The 20,059-nt window shown below is 39.4% G+C and carries 16 protein-coding genes and 1 riboswitch; of the genes, 4 read left to right on the forward strand and 12 right to left on the reverse strand.

What is annotated here, in order from left to right; all coding sequences use genetic code 11:
- Positions 1-822: 822 nt before the first annotated feature.
- Entirely contained in the window at positions 823-1,839 is a 1,017-nt protein-coding gene (locus tag H4J73_RS04750; RefSeq protein ID WP_182178853.1) for a PEP-CTERM sorting domain-containing protein, read from the reverse strand.
- 642 nt (positions 1,840-2,481) lie between these two features.
- Here H4J73_RS04750 and H4J73_RS04755 point away from each other — a divergent pair.
- The 3 genes from H4J73_RS04755 to H4J73_RS04765 all read left to right on the forward strand — a co-directional run bounded on the left by H4J73_RS04755 (position 2,482) and on the right by H4J73_RS04765 (position 5,958).
- Positions 2,482-3,885 (forward strand): sodium:alanine symporter family protein, encoded by a 1,404-nt coding sequence (locus H4J73_RS04755; RefSeq protein ID WP_220460020.1) that lies wholly within the window; start codon positions 2,482-2,484, stop codon positions 3,883-3,885.
- 78 nt (positions 3,886-3,963) lie between these two features.
- Complete coding sequence (locus H4J73_RS04760) at positions 3,964-5,283, forward strand: DEAD/DEAH box helicase (protein ID WP_182178855.1); 1,320 nt, start codon at positions 3,964-3,966, stop codon at positions 5,281-5,283.
- A 21-nt stretch (positions 5,284-5,304) separates the two neighbouring features.
- Complete coding sequence (locus H4J73_RS04765) at positions 5,305-5,958, forward strand: hypothetical protein (protein ID WP_182178857.1); 654 nt, start codon at positions 5,305-5,307, stop codon at positions 5,956-5,958.
- A gap of 22 nt (positions 5,959-5,980) precedes the next feature.
- Here the strand turns inward: H4J73_RS04765 and H4J73_RS04770 are convergent, their stop codons facing one another.
- On the reverse strand, positions 5,981-6,871 hold the full coding sequence (locus H4J73_RS04770) for a GGDEF domain-containing protein (protein WP_182178859.1): 891 nt from the start codon (positions 6,869-6,871) through the stop codon (positions 5,981-5,983).
- Positions 6,872-7,123: 252 nt separating this feature from the next.
- On the opposite strand from H4J73_RS04770, the gene H4J73_RS04775 reads away from it, so the two are divergent.
- Positions 7,124-9,091 (forward strand): monovalent cation:proton antiporter family protein, encoded by a 1,968-nt coding sequence (locus H4J73_RS04775; RefSeq protein WP_182223395.1) that lies wholly within the window; start codon positions 7,124-7,126, stop codon positions 9,089-9,091.
- Between the two features lie 31 nt (positions 9,092-9,122).
- Here the strand turns inward: H4J73_RS04775 and H4J73_RS04780 are convergent, their stop codons facing one another.
- The 10 genes from H4J73_RS04780 to H4J73_RS04825 all read right to left on the reverse strand — a co-directional run bounded on the left by H4J73_RS04780 (position 9,123) and on the right by H4J73_RS04825 (position 19,864).
- Positions 9,123-10,274 carry a patatin-like phospholipase family protein gene (locus H4J73_RS04780; RefSeq protein WP_182178863.1) on the reverse strand — a complete coding sequence of 384 codons (1,152 nt, stop codon included), beginning with the start codon at positions 10,272-10,274 and terminating at the stop codon, positions 9,123-9,125.
- Positions 10,275-10,473: 199 nt separating this feature from the next.
- Positions 10,474-10,833: a DUF3718 domain-containing protein gene (locus H4J73_RS04785; RefSeq protein ID WP_182178865.1), complete on the reverse strand. Its 360-nt coding sequence runs from the start codon at positions 10,831-10,833 to the stop codon at positions 10,474-10,476.
- 62 nt (positions 10,834-10,895) lie between these two features.
- Positions 10,896-10,997: riboswitch (cyclic di-GMP riboswitch) on the reverse strand.
- A 251-nt stretch (positions 10,998-11,248) separates the two neighbouring features.
- Positions 11,249-11,905 carry a 3-oxoacid CoA-transferase subunit B gene (locus H4J73_RS04790; RefSeq protein WP_182178867.1) on the reverse strand — a complete coding sequence of 219 codons (657 nt, stop codon included), beginning with the start codon at positions 11,903-11,905 and terminating at the stop codon, positions 11,249-11,251.
- 21 nt (positions 11,906-11,926) lie between these two features.
- Positions 11,927-12,634 (reverse strand): CoA transferase subunit A, encoded by a 708-nt coding sequence (locus tag H4J73_RS04795; RefSeq protein ID WP_182223396.1) that lies wholly within the window; start codon positions 12,632-12,634, stop codon positions 11,927-11,929.
- Between the two features lie 65 nt (positions 12,635-12,699).
- Positions 12,700-13,620: a hydroxymethylglutaryl-CoA lyase gene (locus tag H4J73_RS04800; protein WP_182178871.1), complete on the reverse strand. Its 921-nt coding sequence runs from the start codon at positions 13,618-13,620 to the stop codon at positions 12,700-12,702.
- Positions 13,620-15,644, reverse strand: a complete 2,025-nt coding sequence (locus H4J73_RS04805; RefSeq protein WP_182223410.1) for an acetyl/propionyl/methylcrotonyl-CoA carboxylase subunit alpha — start codon at positions 15,642-15,644, stop codon at positions 13,620-13,622. The genes H4J73_RS04800 and H4J73_RS04805 overlap by 1 nt, the downstream gene beginning before the upstream one ends.
- 34 nt (positions 15,645-15,678) lie before the next feature.
- Positions 15,679-16,503: an enoyl-CoA hydratase/isomerase family protein gene (locus tag H4J73_RS04810; RefSeq protein ID WP_182178873.1), complete on the reverse strand. Its 825-nt coding sequence runs from the start codon at positions 16,501-16,503 to the stop codon at positions 15,679-15,681.
- 10 nt (positions 16,504-16,513) lie between these two features.
- Positions 16,514-18,121, reverse strand: coding sequence for a carboxyl transferase domain-containing protein (locus tag H4J73_RS04815; RefSeq protein WP_182178875.1), 1,608 nt, complete (start codon positions 18,119-18,121; stop codon positions 16,514-16,516).
- A 133-nt stretch (positions 18,122-18,254) separates the two neighbouring features.
- A complete protein-coding gene (locus H4J73_RS04820; protein WP_182223397.1) occupies positions 18,255-19,424 on the reverse strand; it encodes an isovaleryl-CoA dehydrogenase in 1,170 nt (389 codons plus the stop codon).
- A gap of 26 nt (positions 19,425-19,450) precedes the next feature.
- On the reverse strand, positions 19,451-19,864 hold the full coding sequence (locus H4J73_RS04825) for a MerR family DNA-binding transcriptional regulator (protein ID WP_182178879.1): 414 nt from the start codon (positions 19,862-19,864) through the stop codon (positions 19,451-19,453).
- Positions 19,865-20,059: the final 195 nt, after the last annotated feature.

Here is a 20,059-nt window from a genome sequence, read left to right on the forward strand (position 1 = left end):
TTGGCTTTTTATTGCTGTGAAGTTGCTTGATATTGCGGTGAGAGAAAGCATTGATTTCTTCAGAGGTTTATTTTATTTATCTAGATTGCATAGCTTAGAATTTCAGACATAAAAAAGACGCTCTAGGTGTCTTCTTATTGATATTAATGTTTCATTGTCTATATAAGCTTCTGGCGAATTCATAACCGCCAATTTCTCTTTATTGTCTAATTGGAAAATATCTAGTATCAGTGCCACCTAGTTGCATTTACCTAAGCTAACCAATTACATTTAACTCTGCCACAATAAGTTGATATTAAAAAAGATGTCATCTTTGGATGTTTTTAACACTGCTAACGCACACTTTTGCCACATTCGAGACATTAGTATTTGGAAATTTATATTGAAATTTTTGGTATGTTTTGATTTACAGTGGATATGGCTGAACAACCGCATTACTCAGGCAGATTCCTTATAGCGGTCGTACCTCATTCATGTATACATGTGTAGTTTGAAACTGATTTTTCACCAAAAATTTCTCAGTCTGAATGTGAACAAAGTGAAGTGGTCAAGTAATATTGGCCACAGTTTTGTAGCTTAACTCGTATCTTCTTTCTGACTCACTTGGACTTTAGCAACAGCATATTAAGAAGGTTTTTTTAGTTTCAAATACGATGTAGCTTAGTAACTTGCTGGTGTTCAAATATCTCTATAAAAACCATTTGTTAAATATCTTCCTGCGACCATTTGAAAAGCAGAGCTGTTCCAGACACACTCTCATCCCGATAACTCAATCAAAAGAACAGTTGTTGGCATTGCAGGCAATACCGACTTGTGGGGCTCTTACATGCGACGCCGGAACGCTACTCCAGCTAAACCAAACAGAAAGATTACGAGTGTTAAAGGTTCGGGGACGACTGTTTGGGCATACCCTTGCGGCACCAAATACTCAAAACGCGAGCCGTCAGACAAATCCTCTACAATCAGCGTACCGATTGTGGCGAGTGCATAGGTACCTAAGTTCATGGAACCAAGCAGGAAGTCACTGGTTTCGCCTGGCTCTATCACTAATTCCGAAATTTCTAGAAACAGATTGTCAACAGGCAGATCGTACATGAAATCTTCGAGCGTAAAATTGGCGAGTGACAAGTCAGTGTAGATCTTGAAGTCGGTCATTAGGTACCGTAAGTTGAGCGAGGCGTCGGTGTTAAACAGTCGAAGGTGGGATTGTGTCAAATCTGAAAAGTCGAAAGCCTCGTCGTTGGTAAAGCCAGTCACTCTTTTTTTAAATTTCTTAGTCTTCGCTCGCTCTTTGGCACTATTATCCGTACCAAGCTCCAATGTCTCGGATTCAATGACCTTCCCATCTTTTGTGAATTCGACTTTGGTTACAATGTTAGACGCCAGCGGAAGGCCCACTGGGTTACCCTGAATCTTTACGTTAAAGTTATCAATTGATCTAGTATTTGCCGGTGCCGCAAAATTCAAGGTGTTGCTATCCACACCAGACACTCCGTCGAACCTGTCAGACGGATTGTTGGTTCGTGTATCTGAAGCGCCGCCGACATCTGTAACTTTATCAAAGAAACTCACATGCATGTCGTTGACACCAAAACTACTAGATGGCATTTGTATATGCATAGTTTTGATTAAACTGGCGGAAACGTTGAAGGATGTAACGGCAAGACCAAGCAAGAACGTGAGACTAATGAACCAATTACTAAACAATGGTTTTATGGGGGCAGCTCCTAGTGTAAATATCGTTGTCATTAAGTTGTTTTCTTTTTCCTTGCGAAGCAAGTTAAGTAAAGTGTCCATCAACGTTACTCTGAATATCTTTTTCTCTTCTAGGTTTGACATAAAATATTCCTTTATAGTTTTATAATGAGTTTAATATCAGTATGACTCCTGCTCAAATATCCGCTCTGACAAATATCAGTTCTGACAATAAAAGTACCCAAGTTGCCAACATGTTTTCAGGAAAGAACTACCCACAATTTCTGTGGTTACTTGGAGTAACTCTTAATCGTGCAATGAATTTTTTAAGTCAATCGCTATTGCTTAGCTAAATTTTTTATTATCCAATCTGCCAACGGTATAAATAAAAAAGCATCAAACTTAAAGAGTAGATAGCTTTGGAACGTCCACTAAACTGAGGGTTATAAAGTTAGCTGTCGATCTGCCTAGGTCAACTAAGGGCGTACAGTCGACCTCGCCCAAGACAAACAATTACAATATTTTTATTTCGCTTTGCGCACAAAGTGATCATTTTTATTAGTGGCAAACCTAATGTTATTAAGTGGTAACAGTAAATGTTATTTGGTGATGCAAAAGACTCTGTTGAAAAAACATTTAAAGCGCTGTAATTAACTTTACATTGAGTAACAAAAAACCAGTGATCGTTCACTGGTTTTTTTTGCTTAGCACTAATAGAGTCTAACGCTACTATTACTTTGTTTGTTATGATAATTAACAACAATATGAAACGATGAGAAAGATACTTTGATAGAACAATGGTTAGGAACAATCAACGGTTATTTATGGGGAAGTATCCTTATCTATTTACTGACTGGTTGCGGTATTTGGTTTACTTGGCGATTAAAATGCCTACAAATAACTCATTTTACACATATGTTCACGTTACTTAGGCTTAGTCGCAAAACTGACAGCCATGGTATCTCTTCTTTTCAAGCCCTATGTACATCCCTTGCTGCTCGTGTGGGTACAGGAAACTTAATGGGGGTTGCGGTTGCTATAACCTTAGGTGGCGCTGGCGCTGTTTTTTGGATGTGGCTTATTGCTTTAGTAGGCATGGCAACTGCTTTTGCAGAAAGTGCACTCGGGCAGCTTTATAAAGAGAAAGATAGTAATGGAAATTTCCGTGGTGGTCCTGCTTATTACATGAGTAAAGGGCTAAAAAATAAAAAGCTTGCCGTGACTTTCTCTCTGTGTTTATTTTTTGGTTATGGGTTTGTTTTTAGTTCAGTGCAAGCACATTCAATTACCAGTGCCTTTGATGGTTCATTTGGTATCAATCCGTTATTTACCGGTATTGCTATTACGATAGCGACCGCTTTTATTGTTTTTGGCGGTTTGAAAAATATCGCACGTTTTGCGGAAATAACCGTACCTTTTATGGGGCTTGCTTATTTATTGGTGTGTCTAGCGGTAATATTTTTAAATATTGAAAAAATTCCTGCCATTATCAGTGACATAATTGCTTCTGCTTTTGGCTTAAAAGAAGCAGGAAGTGGCTTGGTGGGCGCAGCCATTGTGCAAGGGATAAAACGTGGGCTCTATTCTAATGAAGCAGGGATGGGGAGTTCACCTAATGCCGCCGCCGCCGCAGTTCCTTATCCTCCACACCCTGTTTCACAAGGTTATATACAAATGCTTGCTGTGTTTTTTGACACGATTGTTATTTGCTCTTGTACCGCTTTTCTTATTTTATTGTTTAAAGAAACTGGCAGTGATGCACAAGGAATACAATTAACTCAGCAAGCGTTAGCTTATCAAGTGGGCGCATGGGGTAGTGACTTCATAACTATTGCTATTTTACTGTTTGGTTTTACTTCAATTGTTGCCAACTTTGCCTATGCTGAAAATAACTTGAAGTATTTAAAGATGGATAATCCGTTAGGGCATTGGTTTTTACGCTGTGGATTTTTGGCGATGTTGATTTTTGGTTCGGTAGCGAGTTTACCACAAGTTATTGCTTTAGCAGATTTATCAACAGGGCTTATGACAGTTGTTAATGTCACGGCTTTATTACTCTTGTCAAAAGTTGTGGTGAGTATTACTCAAGACTATCACCAGCAACATAACCAAGGAAAATTGCCAAGTTATAAGCCAAGTGAAAGTGAGCATAGTCGATTTAATTTAACGAAAGGTATTTGGCAAAAATAGTCTGATGAATAATCTTTAATCTATGCTAGAATGCGCGCCTTAATTTTTGGTTTCGTTTTTTTTGATAAGTGGTGATATATGAGTGTTGATGCAATAGGGTTGTCGGCTGAACTATTAAAGGCAGTTAAAGCCTGTGGTTATAAAACGTTGACGCCTGTTCAGCAGCAAGCTATACCGCTTATTCGTTCGGGTGTTGACCTGTTAGCGAGTGCGCAAACAGGTACCGGTAAAACCGCGGCTTTTAGCTTACCTATACTAGAAGCTTTAGCTAAGATCCCGAGTGATAATAATTCATCAAAAACCATTCGTGCACTTATTTTAACACCAACGCGAGAGCTTGCTCAGCAAGTCGCTCGTAATATCGAAAGCTACAGCGAATTTTTACCGCTAAGCTGCGGTGCCGTTTATGGTGGTGTAAATATGCCTCCACAAACTAAAATGTTAAAGCAAGGTGTTGATGTACTTGTTGCTACACCCGGTCGTTTACTTGAACACTTAGTGGCGAGAAATGTTGATTTATCACAAGTTAAATTTCTTGTTTTAGATGAAGCTGACCGTATGTTAGATATGGGCTTTTTAAATGATATTCAGCAACTCATTAGTGTTATTAAGCAAAAACATCAAACGCTAATGTTTTCAGCCACTTTTTCAAATAAAGTTAAAACACTGGCTAAACAAGTTTTACATACACCAAAAACGTTGGAAGTATCTCGCCAAAACTCAACGTCAGGTAAAGTTAAACAATCTGTTTATTGGGTTTCAGAAACGCGTAAATGCGAATTACTCTCTGAATTGATTGGTGTGAATAACTGGAAGCAAGTGCTTGTTTTTGCTGGTACTAAAGAAAGTGCCAATATACTCGCTAAAGAACTAAAGCTTGATGGTATCAAATCAGCATTGTGTCATGGTGATAAAACTCAAGGCGCAAGAAACAAAGCCTTAGAACAGTTTACGGAAGGAAAAGTACGTGTTTTAGTTGCTACAGATGTGGCTGCACGTGGTTTAGATATTCCAGACTTACCGTACGTTGTTAACTTTCATCTACCTTACCTTGCAGAAGATTACGTCCATCGTATTGGTCGTACGGGCAGAGCAGGGAAGTCAGGGACGGCAATTTCGTTAGTTAGCCCTAAAGATGAGCAGTTTTTAGAAAATATCGAAGCGTTAATTGGCCGTACTTTTGAGCGTACTATTGTTCCAGGTTATGAACTAGAACGTCCATTACCCGCTCAATATGCTGAGAAAGAAGATAAGCCATTAAAGAAAAGCCGCTATAAAGCGACTCAAGAGAAAAACCAATTAATTGCGCGTAAAAAAGAAGAAAGTAAACCTTCATCTATACGACGTGCAAAAGTGGCAAAAAAAGCCAAACCAGCACCTACGGGCAAACGTAGATAATTCATTAGTTAAGTAGTACTTATGGCATATACCTTAGTTGACATACCTTTTGAGCAACGCCATGAGTGCTGGTTTTGTGGTGAGCCATCAGAATTAACTTTTGGCTTCCCACATCAATACTTTCTCGTCTTTGACTGCTCTCATCCTCCTTTATCGGTACCTAGCTGCCGTGAATGCACTTCTTTAGCAAGAAAGGCAAAGCAACATTCTATTTGGGCTGTTGGTAATAATGTGAAACGCTTTTTAGCGCAAACTTATCAAAAAGATTTAGCGATTGGCAGCAACTGGACTAAAGAAGAGCTAGCCGATAGTGAGTTTGAAACGGGCAACTTTGTTGGTTTTCAAAAAAGTGCTTGGATGATGTATGAAATTGCCAAACAACGCTTGAATTACCAAGGGTGGATATTGTCACTTGAAGGGGTTGAATTAAATGTCGATTACATTGGCACTGAGTTTATCTTTGACGGTGTCACTTATCCAAGTGTTGATATTGCGATTGAACACTTTATTGAGACCTATGATTTATCGGCAGAAATTTTTAAAGCCGCACTCTCAGTTGTCGGTATGCATAAATTTAGCAAGGCGGTAAAGTTTTGCCGCTTACTTATTGGTAGAACGCCAGAACAACAGAAGCTGGCGTTACGCTATTTTAAAGAAGATGAGAAGTTGGGCTAATTTTTCTTTTAACTTATTGCTTCTAAACTAAACTGAGTTTATGGTCTTTAAATATCTTTCTTTGGTAAAGGGCTTTGTCGGCACGTTTAAAGAAGCTTGTTTGTGTATCCATTGTGTTCATAAATGTGTGTCCTAAACTACAGCTCACCTGATAGTTTGATAATAAAGAATCCCGATTCATTGCGCTATATATCCGCTGTTCAATAGCCATTAACGAAACAAGCGTGGCATCTTCAACAATAATTGAAAATTCATCGCCACCAAAACGAAATAAACTATCTGAGTCACGAACACTTTCTTTAAGCGCTAAAGAAAACTGTATTAAGACTTCGTCACCAATATTATGGCCATAAGTGTCGTTAATCAATTTAAATTTATCAAGATCACAGACAATTAAACCCACTTTACTGTGTTGGCGGTTCGCATGGTGCATGGCACGTCTTAACTGTTCATCAAAACACCGGCGGTTATTTAACGAGGTTAACCCATCTTGCATCGCTAACTGCAGTGCCTCTTGATAGCGTAAGGCATTATTTAACGGATGAATTAAATACTGATGTAATTGGTTAAGTATTTTAAAATTGGTAATACTTATCGGCGAATTAATCGCATAAGTTAACGTGCCAACGAAATTTTTGTTCAATTTCAATTCAAATACACGCTCATTTTTACCTTGCCTACTTCCTCTTATTGATGCATTAATGTCACCTTTTTTAAAATATAATCCTGAAAAGTTGACATACTTAGCTACTTCCACCGCAAAAATATTGAGTAAGCGATCAAGCTCTAATGAGGTTTGGAGTTGTTCCATCAACGCTAGCTTTCTATTAGAATTGTCATGGTCAGGACTATCGAACACTTTAAAAGCGTTAAATTTAAAATTCTGATTATCTACTAAATTTAATGTCTGCATATCGTCACCTGATTAATTTATCAATCAGGGTTAAGCAATTTTTATACCTAAAGTTTATTTTATTTGTTTTTTTTTTAGTGTATTGATATTAAATGAATTTATATTAAGAAAATCTGTATCGATTTTTTGACAAATGATTACTGGCAATGAGTTGCCGCTGTCAAACTACTGATAATTGTTTTAGACTTAAAGATTAATGATATATTTCTTATAAACTTATTATCGATGTGCATTATAAAATAAGGATTTTTTGTGACAGGTCATTTTGAACTCTTAGCTATTCTCTCAAGTGCTGTACTTATCGTTTGGCTATTTCGTCGTTTACATTTACCAGCCATTTTAGCCTACTTAGTCGCAGGTATGCTGGTTGGTGATCATGGCTTATCGTTGGTGCAGGACCAAGTTGACTACGATCACTTCGCTGAGTTGGGTATTGTCTTTTTACTTTTTACCCTAGGTTTAGAATTCTCATTACCTAAATTAATTGCAATGCGTCATTTAGTCTTAGCGGTTGGCAGTTTACAAGTGGGTATATCGTTAGTTTTTTTTATGGGCATTGCTTTATTCTTCGGTCAGTCATTTGCGAGTTCCTTTGTGATAGGTGGAATAATTGCACTTTCTTCTACGGCTATTGTTATTCGACAATTGAGTGAGACAGGAGCAATGAAACGAAAGTCGGGTCAGCTGTCTGTGGCTATTTTGCTTTTTCAGGATGTTGCCGTTGTACCCTTATTAATTATTATTCCTATGCTTGCTCAAGAATCAGATACTTCGATGGCTGTAGAGCTTCTGATTGCTTTAGTAAAAGGTATATTTGTTGTCACTTTATTAATGTTTGCGGGTAAGTGGCTTTTACCACGCTTATTTAATTTAGTTGCACAAGTAAGGACAGATGAGTTGTTTGTTTTAACAACGTTGCTGGTAACCTTAGTCGCTTCTTCATTAACACAATGGTTTGGCTTATCAATGGCTTTAGGGGCTTTTCTTGCAGGGATGATGCTGGGGGAAAGCAAATATAAATATCAGCTTGAAGCTGATATTCGTCCCTATCGAGATATTTTACTTGGGCTGTTTTTTGTTACCGTCGGCATGAAGCTTGATATTGTTATTGTCTACACTTCACCCTTTATCATTCTCAGTGTTATGGTGAGTTTTATGGTAGTGAAAATACTTATTATTGCCTTTCTAGCACAACGAGCGGGAGAAGCGTCTAAAGATGCATGGGCGGCAGGTTTTATGCTAGCACAGATGGGGGAATTTGGTTTTGTGCTTATTGCCCTAGCCAATCAGGTTAAATTATTACCCGTTGAAACCGCTTCTATTTTATTAGGTGCAGGGGTTTTGAGTATGGCGATAACACCTTATATGATTAACAATGCCCGCCGTTGGTCGTTGCTGCTCAGTAATGAAAAACCGATAGAGACCGATCATTTGACTGAACTGCCCGAGCAAACAGAATTAAGTGATCATGTGATTATTTGTGGTTTTGGCCGTATTGGTCAAACTGTGAGTCGGTTTTTAAAACAAGAATCTATCAAATTTGTTGCTATAGATATAGACCCCTTACGCACATCTAAAGCAAGGGAAGCCGGAGAGAATGTACTCTTTGGTTCATCAAGACAAACTGAATTGCTACAAGCGGCTCATTTATCACAAGCTAAACTGGTCGTGATCGCTTTTGGCGAAGATAAGCAGTCGCTTGAGGTTATTCAAAAAGTTAGATCAATGTCACCTGATGTTCCAATTCTCGTACGCACTCGAAATGACGACCAACTTCAAGCATTACAGGAAGCGGGGGCTAATCAAGTTGTTCCAGAGAGTTTAGAGGGGAGTCTTATGCTTGTATCACAAGTATTATCGTTAACAGGCGTTCCTTTCTCTCGTATTATACGCCGCGTACAAAAAGAGCGTAAAGACCACTACAGCCATTTACATGGCTTTTTTCAAGGTGAGCACACAGACATGAGCCCTGAAGCAATGGACCGTATTGAATTTGCGAATGCCATAATACTGACCGAAAATTCTTTTGCTATTGGTCACTCAATAGCATCACTGAATTTATCAACAAAAAGGGTCACAGTGGTGGCGCTTCGCCGTAATGATATTGAAACAGAGCAACCAGATGGAGCCACTATCCTTCAAGCACAAGATACATTGATTGTTCGTGGTAAGCCTAGACGAGTAGAACGAGTTGAACGATTTTTGCAAGAAGGTGGCTAACGTGACTTTTAAGAAAATATAACGAACACTTTTATAGCGACAAAAATTTTCGAATTGCTGTTTCTTGTTCCATTGCATCTTCAAAGCCTAACTTAATTAATTGGCGGCAATAGTTTTTTTCAAATAACAAATAACTCACAATACTCGACTCTGAGTCATTAGAAATACCTACGCTACGTAATAATAAACGTATAGAGAGTGGCAAGTCTGAAAAATAATCTACGGCGATGGCGTTAAAGTCATGACTTGGATTGATCAGAAAAGATGATATAGGTTTCAGGCCATCTTTTTCTTTTCTCACTTTGGGCGGTATAAGCTTTATTGTTTCGTTAATTCGCTCTAAGCGTTCTATGTCACTGTGCAAAGTATCTGAAAAAATAGTATCAAGTAAATGACCGGCAACAGTAGATGTTGTTGGTGGATGAGGGTTGTTTACTTTGCTATGAAGTGGGGCTTTAGGTTGATCAACACCAATAATAAAGAGGTTTTCTCCACCTAAATGTATAGCTGGACTTAAGGGAGAAAGCTGATGTATAGAGCCATCACCATAATGCTCTTGGCGAATTTTTATCGAAGGAAACACCAATGGGATAGCGGCAGAGGCCATTAAGTGTTCACTGTTAATTTGACAAGGCTCACCCCGACGTTTAGCCCGAAACCATGGTGAAATAGACTCTTCTGATTGATAAAAACTGATTGAATCCCCATTACTATAGCTTGATGCAGTAATAGAAACCGCTGATAAGTAACCGCGTATAATATTGGCGTCGATGCGCTTAAAATCAACAACCATATTTAGCATGTCACGAAGTGGCGCATTATTTAGTAAGCTGCGCGCACTTTTATTCGCATAATCAGCTTGGAAACTAGCGAGCATGCCTTTAGCTAAATGAGAAAAAACTCTTATACCGTCGCTATGATAAACCCTACTGGTATTAATGTTTTTCCAGACCCATTCAAGTTTCTTTACCCCTAGATGAAAGCATGACGAGTAACATGCCAATGCTGTGGTATTGATGGCACCAGCAGAAGTACCACATATAATAGGAAAGGGGATACCATGATTTCTTGGAACAAATTTGGATATTGCGGAAAGCACGCCTACTTGATAAGCCGCTCGGGCTCCACCACCAGTAAGGATTAAAGCATTCTTACTGTCTTTATAGTTTCTCTTGGTTAACATGTAAATCGCAATTTTATTAATATGAGTTTAGTTTAATCAGTTTCATAGCGGTGTGCTAGGGCTTAGTGAGTGAAAAATAGATTTGAAAGAAAATAGAGGAAAAAAAACCTGCAGAAGCAGGCTTTTTAAATGACATAGAATTATTATCTAGTAAAACTGTACACTTGGTTTAACAAATAACGTCTACTAAAGAATAAGTTTAGCTGCTAACACGTTCGTTAGCTGCGTCTATCAATGGTTGCGATCCGGCTTGCAAAATAGTTAAGTTAGCTGAAACAATTCTCTTTGGTAATTTTGAAATCATCAAAGAACCTGTTTTAACTGAACCCTGAGACGATGCAAACGCCAACAGATTCTGTCCATTACACTCAATACCTTTAAAGATACTGCGAATTTTTAATCTATTCGTTTTTAAAAATGTACGCATGCGTTTTTTGTCGTCCGCAGCAACATACTGACAAATGCTTTGTGCAATGCTAGATGCTTGTGCTTTCGGCGCCGATACAACAGACGTTAATATTAAAACAGTGATGGTAGAAGCTAGTAATAATTTTTTCATTTTAGTAACCTTTCAATAAATTTAGTTAGTAAAGGAAAAAACCACGGGATGTACCTGTATAACGAGGTGACTCCGCTGTCATAGGATATACATTATAAAAACATAAATCCCTTAGACCGGTGGTTTTGCGTAACACGATTTCACGTGTTTTGCCTTTTCTTTGTCTCTTTTAGTATTGCTAATTGAGTAATTAAATGCAACACAAATGTACAAAATTGTAAGAATGAGTAACTATTTATTTAAAATTAATTATTTTTTATGATTATATTATTACTAATAAAATAGGAGCGTAATAAAAATTATTTCTTTTATTTATAAAAATAGCGATTTTTTAACTTAGGTGAAAATTTGATAACAAAAAAGAGAGTCATGTCTCTTTTTTGTTTTTCTCTGGTAAACAGGTAGTGTTCAATGGTTAAAATTTCATTTCAGGAACATTATTGGGCACAATTAATTCACCTTCAGTGAGTTTTATAATTTCTTCAACACTCACACCAGGTGCGCGCTCTACTAAATGAAATTTACCGTCTTTTATTTCAATAAAAGCTAAATCAGTCAGTACTCTTTTAATGCAGCCTTTACCGGTTAATGGCAAAGTACACTGAGAGAGTAATTTTGACACGCCATGCTTTGATGCATGGGTCATGGTCACAATAATATTATCAGCACCAGCCACTAAGTCCATTGCACCGCCCATACCTTTTATGAGTTTACCGGGGATCATATATGAAGCGATGTTACCGTTTACATCAACTTCAAAAGCGCCAAGTACGGTCAAATCAACATGGCCACCACGGATCATCGCGAAAGACTCTGCGCTATCAAAGACAGAAGCGCCTTTTGCCATAGTAACTGTTTGTTTACCGGCATTAATTAAGTCGGCGTCAATCTCATCTTCAGTGGGAAATTGTCCCATGCCAAGTAAGCCATTTTCAGACTGCAACATAACTTCTATTCCTGCTGGAATGAAGTTAGCAACGAGTGTTGGAATGCCGATACCTAAATTAACGTAATAACCGTCTTGTAACTCTTGTGCCACGCGTTGTGCTAGTTGTTCTCTTGATAAAGCCATGATTAAATCTCCAAAATTATTTTATGACTGAGCAATACGAACAGTGCGTTGTTCAATGCGTTTCTCAAAGGACCCTAAAATAAGGCGGTCAACGTAAATGCCAGGGGTATGAATTTGGTCAGGGTCTAATTCACCTGGTTCAACGATTTCTTCAACTTCAACAACAGTAATTTTACCTGCTGTTGCTGCCATGGGATTAAAGTTTCGTGCTGTTTTTCTATAAACCAAGTTACCGTAACGGTCTGCTTTCCATGCTTTAATAATAGCAAAGTCGCCTTTAACAGCAGGTTCAAGGATATACATTCTTCCCTCTATTTCACGCTCTTCTTTACCTTCAGCTACAGGCGTCCCGTAACCTGTTGCTGTAAAAAAAGCGGGTATCCCAGCACCTCCGGCTCGCATTTTTTCTGCGAGTGTCCCTTGTGGTGTCAGTTCTACTTCTAATTCTCCATTCATCATTTGGCGTTCAAACTCAGCGTTTTCACCCACATAAGAAGCAACAATTTTTTTGATTTGACGGTTTTGCAGTAATACACCCAAACCAAAATCATCAACACCACAATTATTTGAAACAAGTGTTAACGCTTTAGTACCTTTACGTTTTATTTCACTAATTAGGTTCTCTGGAATACCACATAAACCAAAGCCACCTGAAATAACAGTCATACCGTCTTCAAGTCCTGCCATCGCTTCTTCGTAGCTTGATACTACTTTTTCAAATCCGGCCATTATTCAATCCTCATTAAATTGATATCTGCAGTGTATTTATAATACACTGCTATTTTTTATTATATTTATGCTTGTGCGCGATACGCATTAGACACTTTAGATGAAGGTGTTTTACCTAATTTATCACTGATAAACCAACCAGCACGTACTAATTTATCTAAATTGATACCCGTATCAATATTCAAACCATTCAATAAATAGACAACATCTTCAGTAGCAACATTACCAGAAGCGCCTTTAGCATAAGGGCAACCACCTGATCCGGCAATGGCACTGTCAATAACAGCAATGCCATTTTGTAAAGCAGTGTAAATGTTAGTTAACGCCTGACCATAAGTATCATGAAAATGAACGGCTAGCTTAGCTTTTGGTACAAGGGCACTTACCGCTTGCAGCATTTTCTGTACGCTCATCGGAGTACCAACACCAACCGTATCGCCAAGCGATATTTCGTAACAGCCCATCTTGTAAAGTTTTTCAGCAACTTCAGCGACTTGCTGTGGATCAACTTCACCTTCATAGGGACAGCCAACCACACAAGACACATAGCCACGTACTGGTATATTCGCTTGTTTTGCTGCGGTCATTATCGGTTCAAACCGTTCGAGACTTTCGGCAATAGAACAGTTAATGTTTTTCTGGCTAAAGGCTTCAGAAGCGGCACCAAATATGGCAACTTCATTAGCACTTACCGCAACAGCTGCTTCAAAGCCTTTCATATTAGGAGTGAGAGCTGCGTAAGTGACACCTTTTTTTCGCGCTATACCATTGAAAACATCACTCGATGTTGCCATTTGTGGCACCCATTTCGGTGAAACAAAGCTGCCACTTTCAATGTAAGTGACACCGGCTTCGCTGAGCAAATTAATCAAGGTTATTTTATCTTCTGCGCTAATTTGTTGTTTTTCATTTTGTAAGCCGTCACGTGGGCCAACTTCAACGATTTTTACTTGTTTAGGTAATTCATTCTTAGCAAAAGAGCTCATTATACTTCCTCTGGCGTAAAAGCAAGTAACTCACTGCCGCCATCAACCATGTCACCTTCGGCGTAAAATAAGGTCTCAATGGTACCGTCTTCAGGGGCTCGAATGGTGTGCTCCATTTTCATCGCTTCCATGATCATCAATGGTTGGTCTTTAGCGACTTTATCACCGGCGTTCACTAACACGCTGACCATAGTACCGTTCATGGGTGCTAGTAGGCCGTCATGATTATCATCAGCATTATTGTCGCCGCAATCAGGCTTAATGTTAATAAAGTTAAAAACACCGTTTTGACGATATAAACTTATTTGGTCACCTGAGCTCGAGATATTATGGGCGATGGTGGCTTGGCTGCGATAGCCGTCAATACTTACATGCAATGTATCGCCTTCAATTCTACCTTGGCAATCAACGGTGCGACCACTGACAGAAATTAAATAATAACTCCGATCACCCTGACGCTTTTGTTCAACGGTAACGGGGTATTCAATGTCGTTATGGGCAAGTACTACTTGGTGATTATGTGCTTCGTTAGAGCGCCATGCCGAGGTGTTATTCCAAGGAGAAAAAGGATCAGTGGTTGTCGCTGCTTTTAGTTTCGCTTGTTCAGCCAATGAAAGCACTAAATAAAGTGCTGCCATGGGTAATTCGTCAGCTAATGATTGCTCGTTATCGTGAAATATTTCACTGTCATATTTTTCAATAAAACTGGTATCTATTTCTTCATTGATGAAAGGTTTTGATGTAGCAACATTATAAAGAAAATCAATATTGGTCGTTACACCTTTAATACGGTATTCCGATAAAGCTTTTGTTAAACGTTGCAATGCTTTTTCACGATTCTCATCCCAGACAATCAGTTTGGCGATCATCGGATCGTAAAAGACACTTACGTCATCTCCTTGACGAACTCCCGTATCAACACGAACATGCGCGCTTTCTGCTGGTGGTTGTAAAAAGTCTAGTGTCCCCGTAGCCGGTAAGAAATCATTATTTGGGTCTTCAGCGTAAATACGCGCTTCAAAAGAATGACCATTAATCACTAACTGCTCTTGAGTTTTTGGTAAAACTTCACCAGCAGCAACTCTGAGCTGCCATTCTACTAAGTCTTGGCCGGTGATCATTTCAGTCACTGGATGTTCAACTTGTAAGCGGGTATTCATTTCCATAAAGTAGAATGAACCGTCAACGTCGAGTAAAAATTCGACCGTGCCCGCGCCTTGATAACCGATAGCTTGGGCAGATTTTATCGCTGATTCACCCATGGCCTTACGCAATGCTTCACTCATTTTGAAAGCTGGCGCTTCTTCAATAACTTTTTGATGACGGCGTTGCACTGAACAATCACGTTCAAATAAATAAACAGCATGTTCATGGTTATCACAAAAAACTTGGATTTCAACATGGCGAGGTTGTGTTAGATACTTTTCAACCAGCATTCTGTCATCACCAAAGGACGACATTGCTTCTCGCTTAGCGGAAGAAAATCCTTCACTAAATTCAGCTTCGCTCCACACTTGACGCATGCCTTTACCACCACCACCGGCGGTCGCTTTTAATAAAACAGGATATCCCATATCGTCGGCCGCTTTTTTAATAACAGCTTCCGATTGGTCGTCGCCATGATAGCCAGGTACTAAAGGCACATTGGCTTTTTCCATAATGTTTTTAGCGGCTGATTTTGACCCCATCGCTTCAATGGCAGCAACAGGAGGACCAATAAAAACAATGTTTTCATCACTACAACGGCGACAAAAATCAGCATTTTCTGAGAGAAAACCATAACCTGGATGAATCGCTTGAGCGCCTGTACGCTTTGCTGCATCAATCACTTTTTCAGATAATAAGTAGCTTTCACGAGAAGGCGAAGGGCCTAGATAAATAGCTTCATCAGCCATGTTGACATGAAGCGAGTCGGCGTCGGCGTCAGAATATACTGCAACGGTTAAAATACCCATTCTGCGGGCTGTTTTGATTACACGACAGGCGATTTCACCACGGTTGGCAATAAGAATTTTGGTAAACATTTTAGCTGTTTTAGGTGTTAATGGAGACATGTTTTTATCCTTCACTCGTCGGTTCTTTTAGCCAGCTTGCTGGTCGTTTTTCAAAAAAAGCAGTTAAGCCTTCTTGGCCTTCATCTGAAACGCGAATTGACGCGATACGTTCACTGGTCATGCTAAGTAATTCAAAATTAATGTCTTGATAAGCCACATCCAAGGCAAGTTGCTTTGCTTGACGAACGGCTTGCGGGCCATTACTTAATAAGGTAGTCACCATATTGTTTACTGTATTTTCTAATTCGTCGACACTCACTATTTCATCAACTAAACCTAACTGTTGCGCTTTGTCAGCAAAAAAACGTTCTGCGGTTTGAAAGTATCGACGACTCGCTTTTTGGCCAATCGCATTAACAACATAAGGGCTGATCGTTGCTGGAATTAAACCCAATTTAACTTCACTAAGACAAAAGCTGGCTTTGTTGCTGGCAATAACAATGTCACAACAACTTGCTAGACCTACCGCGCCGCCAAAAGCAGCACCTTGAATTTGGGCAATGGTTGTTTGTGGCAGAAAATTTAGCGCTCGTAACATCTGAGCAAGTGCATTCGCATCGCTTAAGTTTTCTTCATAAGAATAGCTAGCCATGCGTTTCATCCAACCTAGGTCAGCGCCTGCAGAAAAGCTTTTACCCGTTGATGCCAAAATCATCACATGAATATCGTCACGTGTGGCTATATTCATAAAAATCACCGTTAATTGGGCAATGATTTTGTCATCAAAGGCGTTATGTTTATCAGGGTTATTTAAGGTAACTGTTGCTACCCCATAACGGTCTACGTTAAGTAATACGTGACCCGTATTGATATCTGGTAATGGTGTCATAGTTCTCAGCCTACATTCTAAAGATACCAAATTTGGTATCCTCAATCGGTTTGTTTAGGGAGGCTGAAAGGGCGAGACCTAATATTTGGCGAGTATCAGCAGGGTCAATAATACCATCATCCCATAAACGGGCTGACGCATAATAAGGGTGACCTTGGTGCTCATAAGTATCAATAATCGGTTGTTTGAAGTCGGCTTCTTCTTGCTCACTCCATTGCTCACCTAATTTGTCTTTTTGATCGCGCTTAACTTGTGCCAAAACGCCAGCCGCTTGTTCGCCGCCCATGACTGAAATACGGGCGTTGGGCCACATAAATAAGAAACGAGGATCGTAAGCTCGGCCACACATACCATAGTTACCCGCGCCAAAACTACCACCTATTAATACGGTAAATTTTGGGACTTGTGCGGTTGCAACGGCAGTCACCATTTTTGCGCCATGCTTAGCAATACCACCAGCTTCATATTGCTTACCAACCATAAATCCGGTGATGTTTTGTAAGAAAACTAAAGGGATTTTTCGTTGCGCGCACAACTCAATAAAGTGAGCGCCTTTTTGTGCTGATTCGCCAAAAAGAATACCGTTATTCGCGATTATACCTACAGGGTAGCCAAAAATGCGAGCAAAGCCACACACTAAGGTTGTACCATAAAGGGCTTTAAATTCATCAAAATTACTGCCATCGACAACACGGGCGATAATTTCACGAATATCGAATGGCTGGCGAGCATCTTTGGGTACAACGCCATATATTTCTTGTGCGTCGTAAGCCGGCTCAACAATAGGCTGAATATTCATCGTGACGGGTTTAATACGATTTAAATTCCCTACAACATTGCGGGCAATTTCTAAAGCATGGTGGTCATTTTGAGCATAATGGTCAGCGACACCAGAGGTGCGACAATGTATATCAGCCCCTCCTAAGTCTTCAGCGCTAACAACTTCACCCGTTGCGGCTTTTACCAACGGAGGACCCGCTAAAAATATGGTACCCTGTTCTTTAACGATTATCGACTCGTCTGCCATTGCTGGTACATAAGCACCACCTGCAGTACAAGAACCCATAACAACAGCAATTTGTGGTATAGCTTGTGCAGACATATTCGCTTGATTAAAGAAAATACGACCAAAGTGTTCTTTATCAGGAAATACTTCATCTTGGTTGGGAAGGTTAGCGCCACCAGAGTCGACCAAATAAATACAAGGTAAGTTATTTTCTTGTGCAATCGTTTGCGCACGGAGATGTTTCTTAACGGTAAGCGGGAAATAGGTTCCACCTTTTACGGTGGCATCGTTTGCAACAATAACGCACTCTTGTCCACCGACTCGGCCAACACCGGTGATAATACCTGCAGCAGGGACATCGGCGTCATAAACGTCATAAGCGGCAAGTTGAGATAATTCTAAAAATGGTGAGCCTGCATCAAGTAGCGCATTAACACGGTCGCGCGGTAATAATTTACCACGTGATAAATGACGTTCCCGACTGCGCTGTCCGCCACCCAGTTTTATTTGTTCAAGTTTTACTTTTAGATCATCGACTTGAACTTGCATATGTGCAGCGTTTTCAATGAATTCAGGGCTGCGTACATTTATTTTTGAAATTATTTTAGCCACGATATTTGCCTTTATTATAGAGGTTTATCAGTAAGAACATCAGGTTTAATGCTGCAAGCTTAGATGAAAGTAGTGCGGCTCTCATCTATTTCTCTTTCTATTGAAAGAGAAATATTGCTTGCAGGTTATTACGTTATTTAGACTCAGCGAATAACTCTCGACCAATGAGCATGCGACGAATTTCAGAGGTACCTGCGCCAATTTCATATAATTTAGCATCACGTAACAAACGACCTGCTGGAAATTCGTTGATGTAACCATTACCACCGAGTAATTGAATCGCATCTAAGGCCATTTTTGTGGCTAACTCTGCGGCAACTAAAATAACACCCGCAGCATCTTTACGGGTAGTTTCGCCACGATCTGCCGCTTGTGCACATAAATAAGCATACGATTTAGCTGCATTCATTTGAGTGTACATATCAGCAACTTTGCCTTGAATTAGTTGGAACTCACCAATAGATTGACCAAATTGCTTACGGTCATGAATATAAGGAACAACTAAGTCCATACACGCATCCATAATCCCTAATGGACCACCCGTTAAAACAATACGCTCGTAATCAAGACCAGACATTAAGACACGAACGCCTTTGCCTTCTTCACCTAAAATGTTTTCTGCAGGCACTTCACAATCTTGGAAAACTAATTCACACGTATTTGAACCACGCATACCTAGCTTGTCTAATTTTTGATGACGAGAAAAACCGGGGGAGTCACGCTCAACAATGAAAGCGGTAATGCCCTTTGAGCCTGCTGAGGTATCAGTTTTTGCATAGATAATATAAACATTGGCATCAGGACCATTGGTGATCCACATTTTGTTGCCGTTTAAAATGTACTTGTCACCTTTTTTATCAGCGCGCAGCTTCATGCTTACTACATCAGAACCTGCGTTGGGCTCACTCATCGCCAATGCGCCAATATGTTCACCACTACAAAGTTTGGGTAAATATTTAGCTTTTTGCTCATGCGAACCGTTTTTGTTTAATTGGTTTAAACAAAGGTTAGACATTGCGCCGTAACTTAAACCTACCGACGCAGAAGCACGTGAAATTTCTTGCATCGCGACCATATGCTCTAAATAACCTAAACCAGAACCGCCATACTCTTCGTCAACGGTCATACCGAGTAAGCCTAATTCGCCAAATTTGCGCCATAAATCATTAGGAAATTCATTATCAATATCTATTTGTGCTGCGCGTGGCGCAATTTCGTCACGAGAAAATGCGTTAACCGAATCGCGGATCATCTCGACGGTTTCGCCTAGATTAAAGTTTAAAGATGAGAAGGTAGAAATCATGTTATTTCCTTAGCTTAGTGAGCTACTTATAGGTTATTAGTTAAGTTTTTATTGTCGATAGCTGATAATGTCGTTAAACAGCTTTCTTCTAAATTTGTTAATTCCATTAACACAACTTTGATATCATCAAGTTGCTGGTATAAATCTGATTTTTTCTGTTCAATAATGTCCATCATTAATGTTAACTGGCTGGCACTGGTATTATCTAAATCGTATAACTCAAAGATACGTCCTGTTTCTGCTAATGAAAACCCTAAGCGTTTTCCGCGTAGAATTAACTTTAGTCGAACTTTATCTCTTTGGTTATAAATTCGAGTTTGTCCTTTACGGGTAGGAGCAAGCAAGCCTTGATCTTCGTAAAAACGAATACTTCGAGTTGTTATATCAAACTCTTTAGAAAGATCACTGATTGAAAAAGTCTGTGCTTTGGGTTCTGCCATGAAAAACTCTACATTTATGTTATGTAGTCACCTTACAGGAAGTTTACGTTAACGTAAAGTGGAGGCTTTTTTCATCGATGATACATGGAATATATTGTCAATAATTTACACGTTAATTAAAAATAACCAAGCCATTATCGCGATTCAAATGCCCCCTAAGCCTTAACTCAGTTAATTGATTTAATCTCACCAAAT

The organism is Colwellia sp. MB3u-41, from assembly GCF_014076845.1.
Classification (GTDB): domain Bacteria; phylum Pseudomonadota; class Gammaproteobacteria; order Enterobacterales; family Alteromonadaceae; genus Colwellia_A.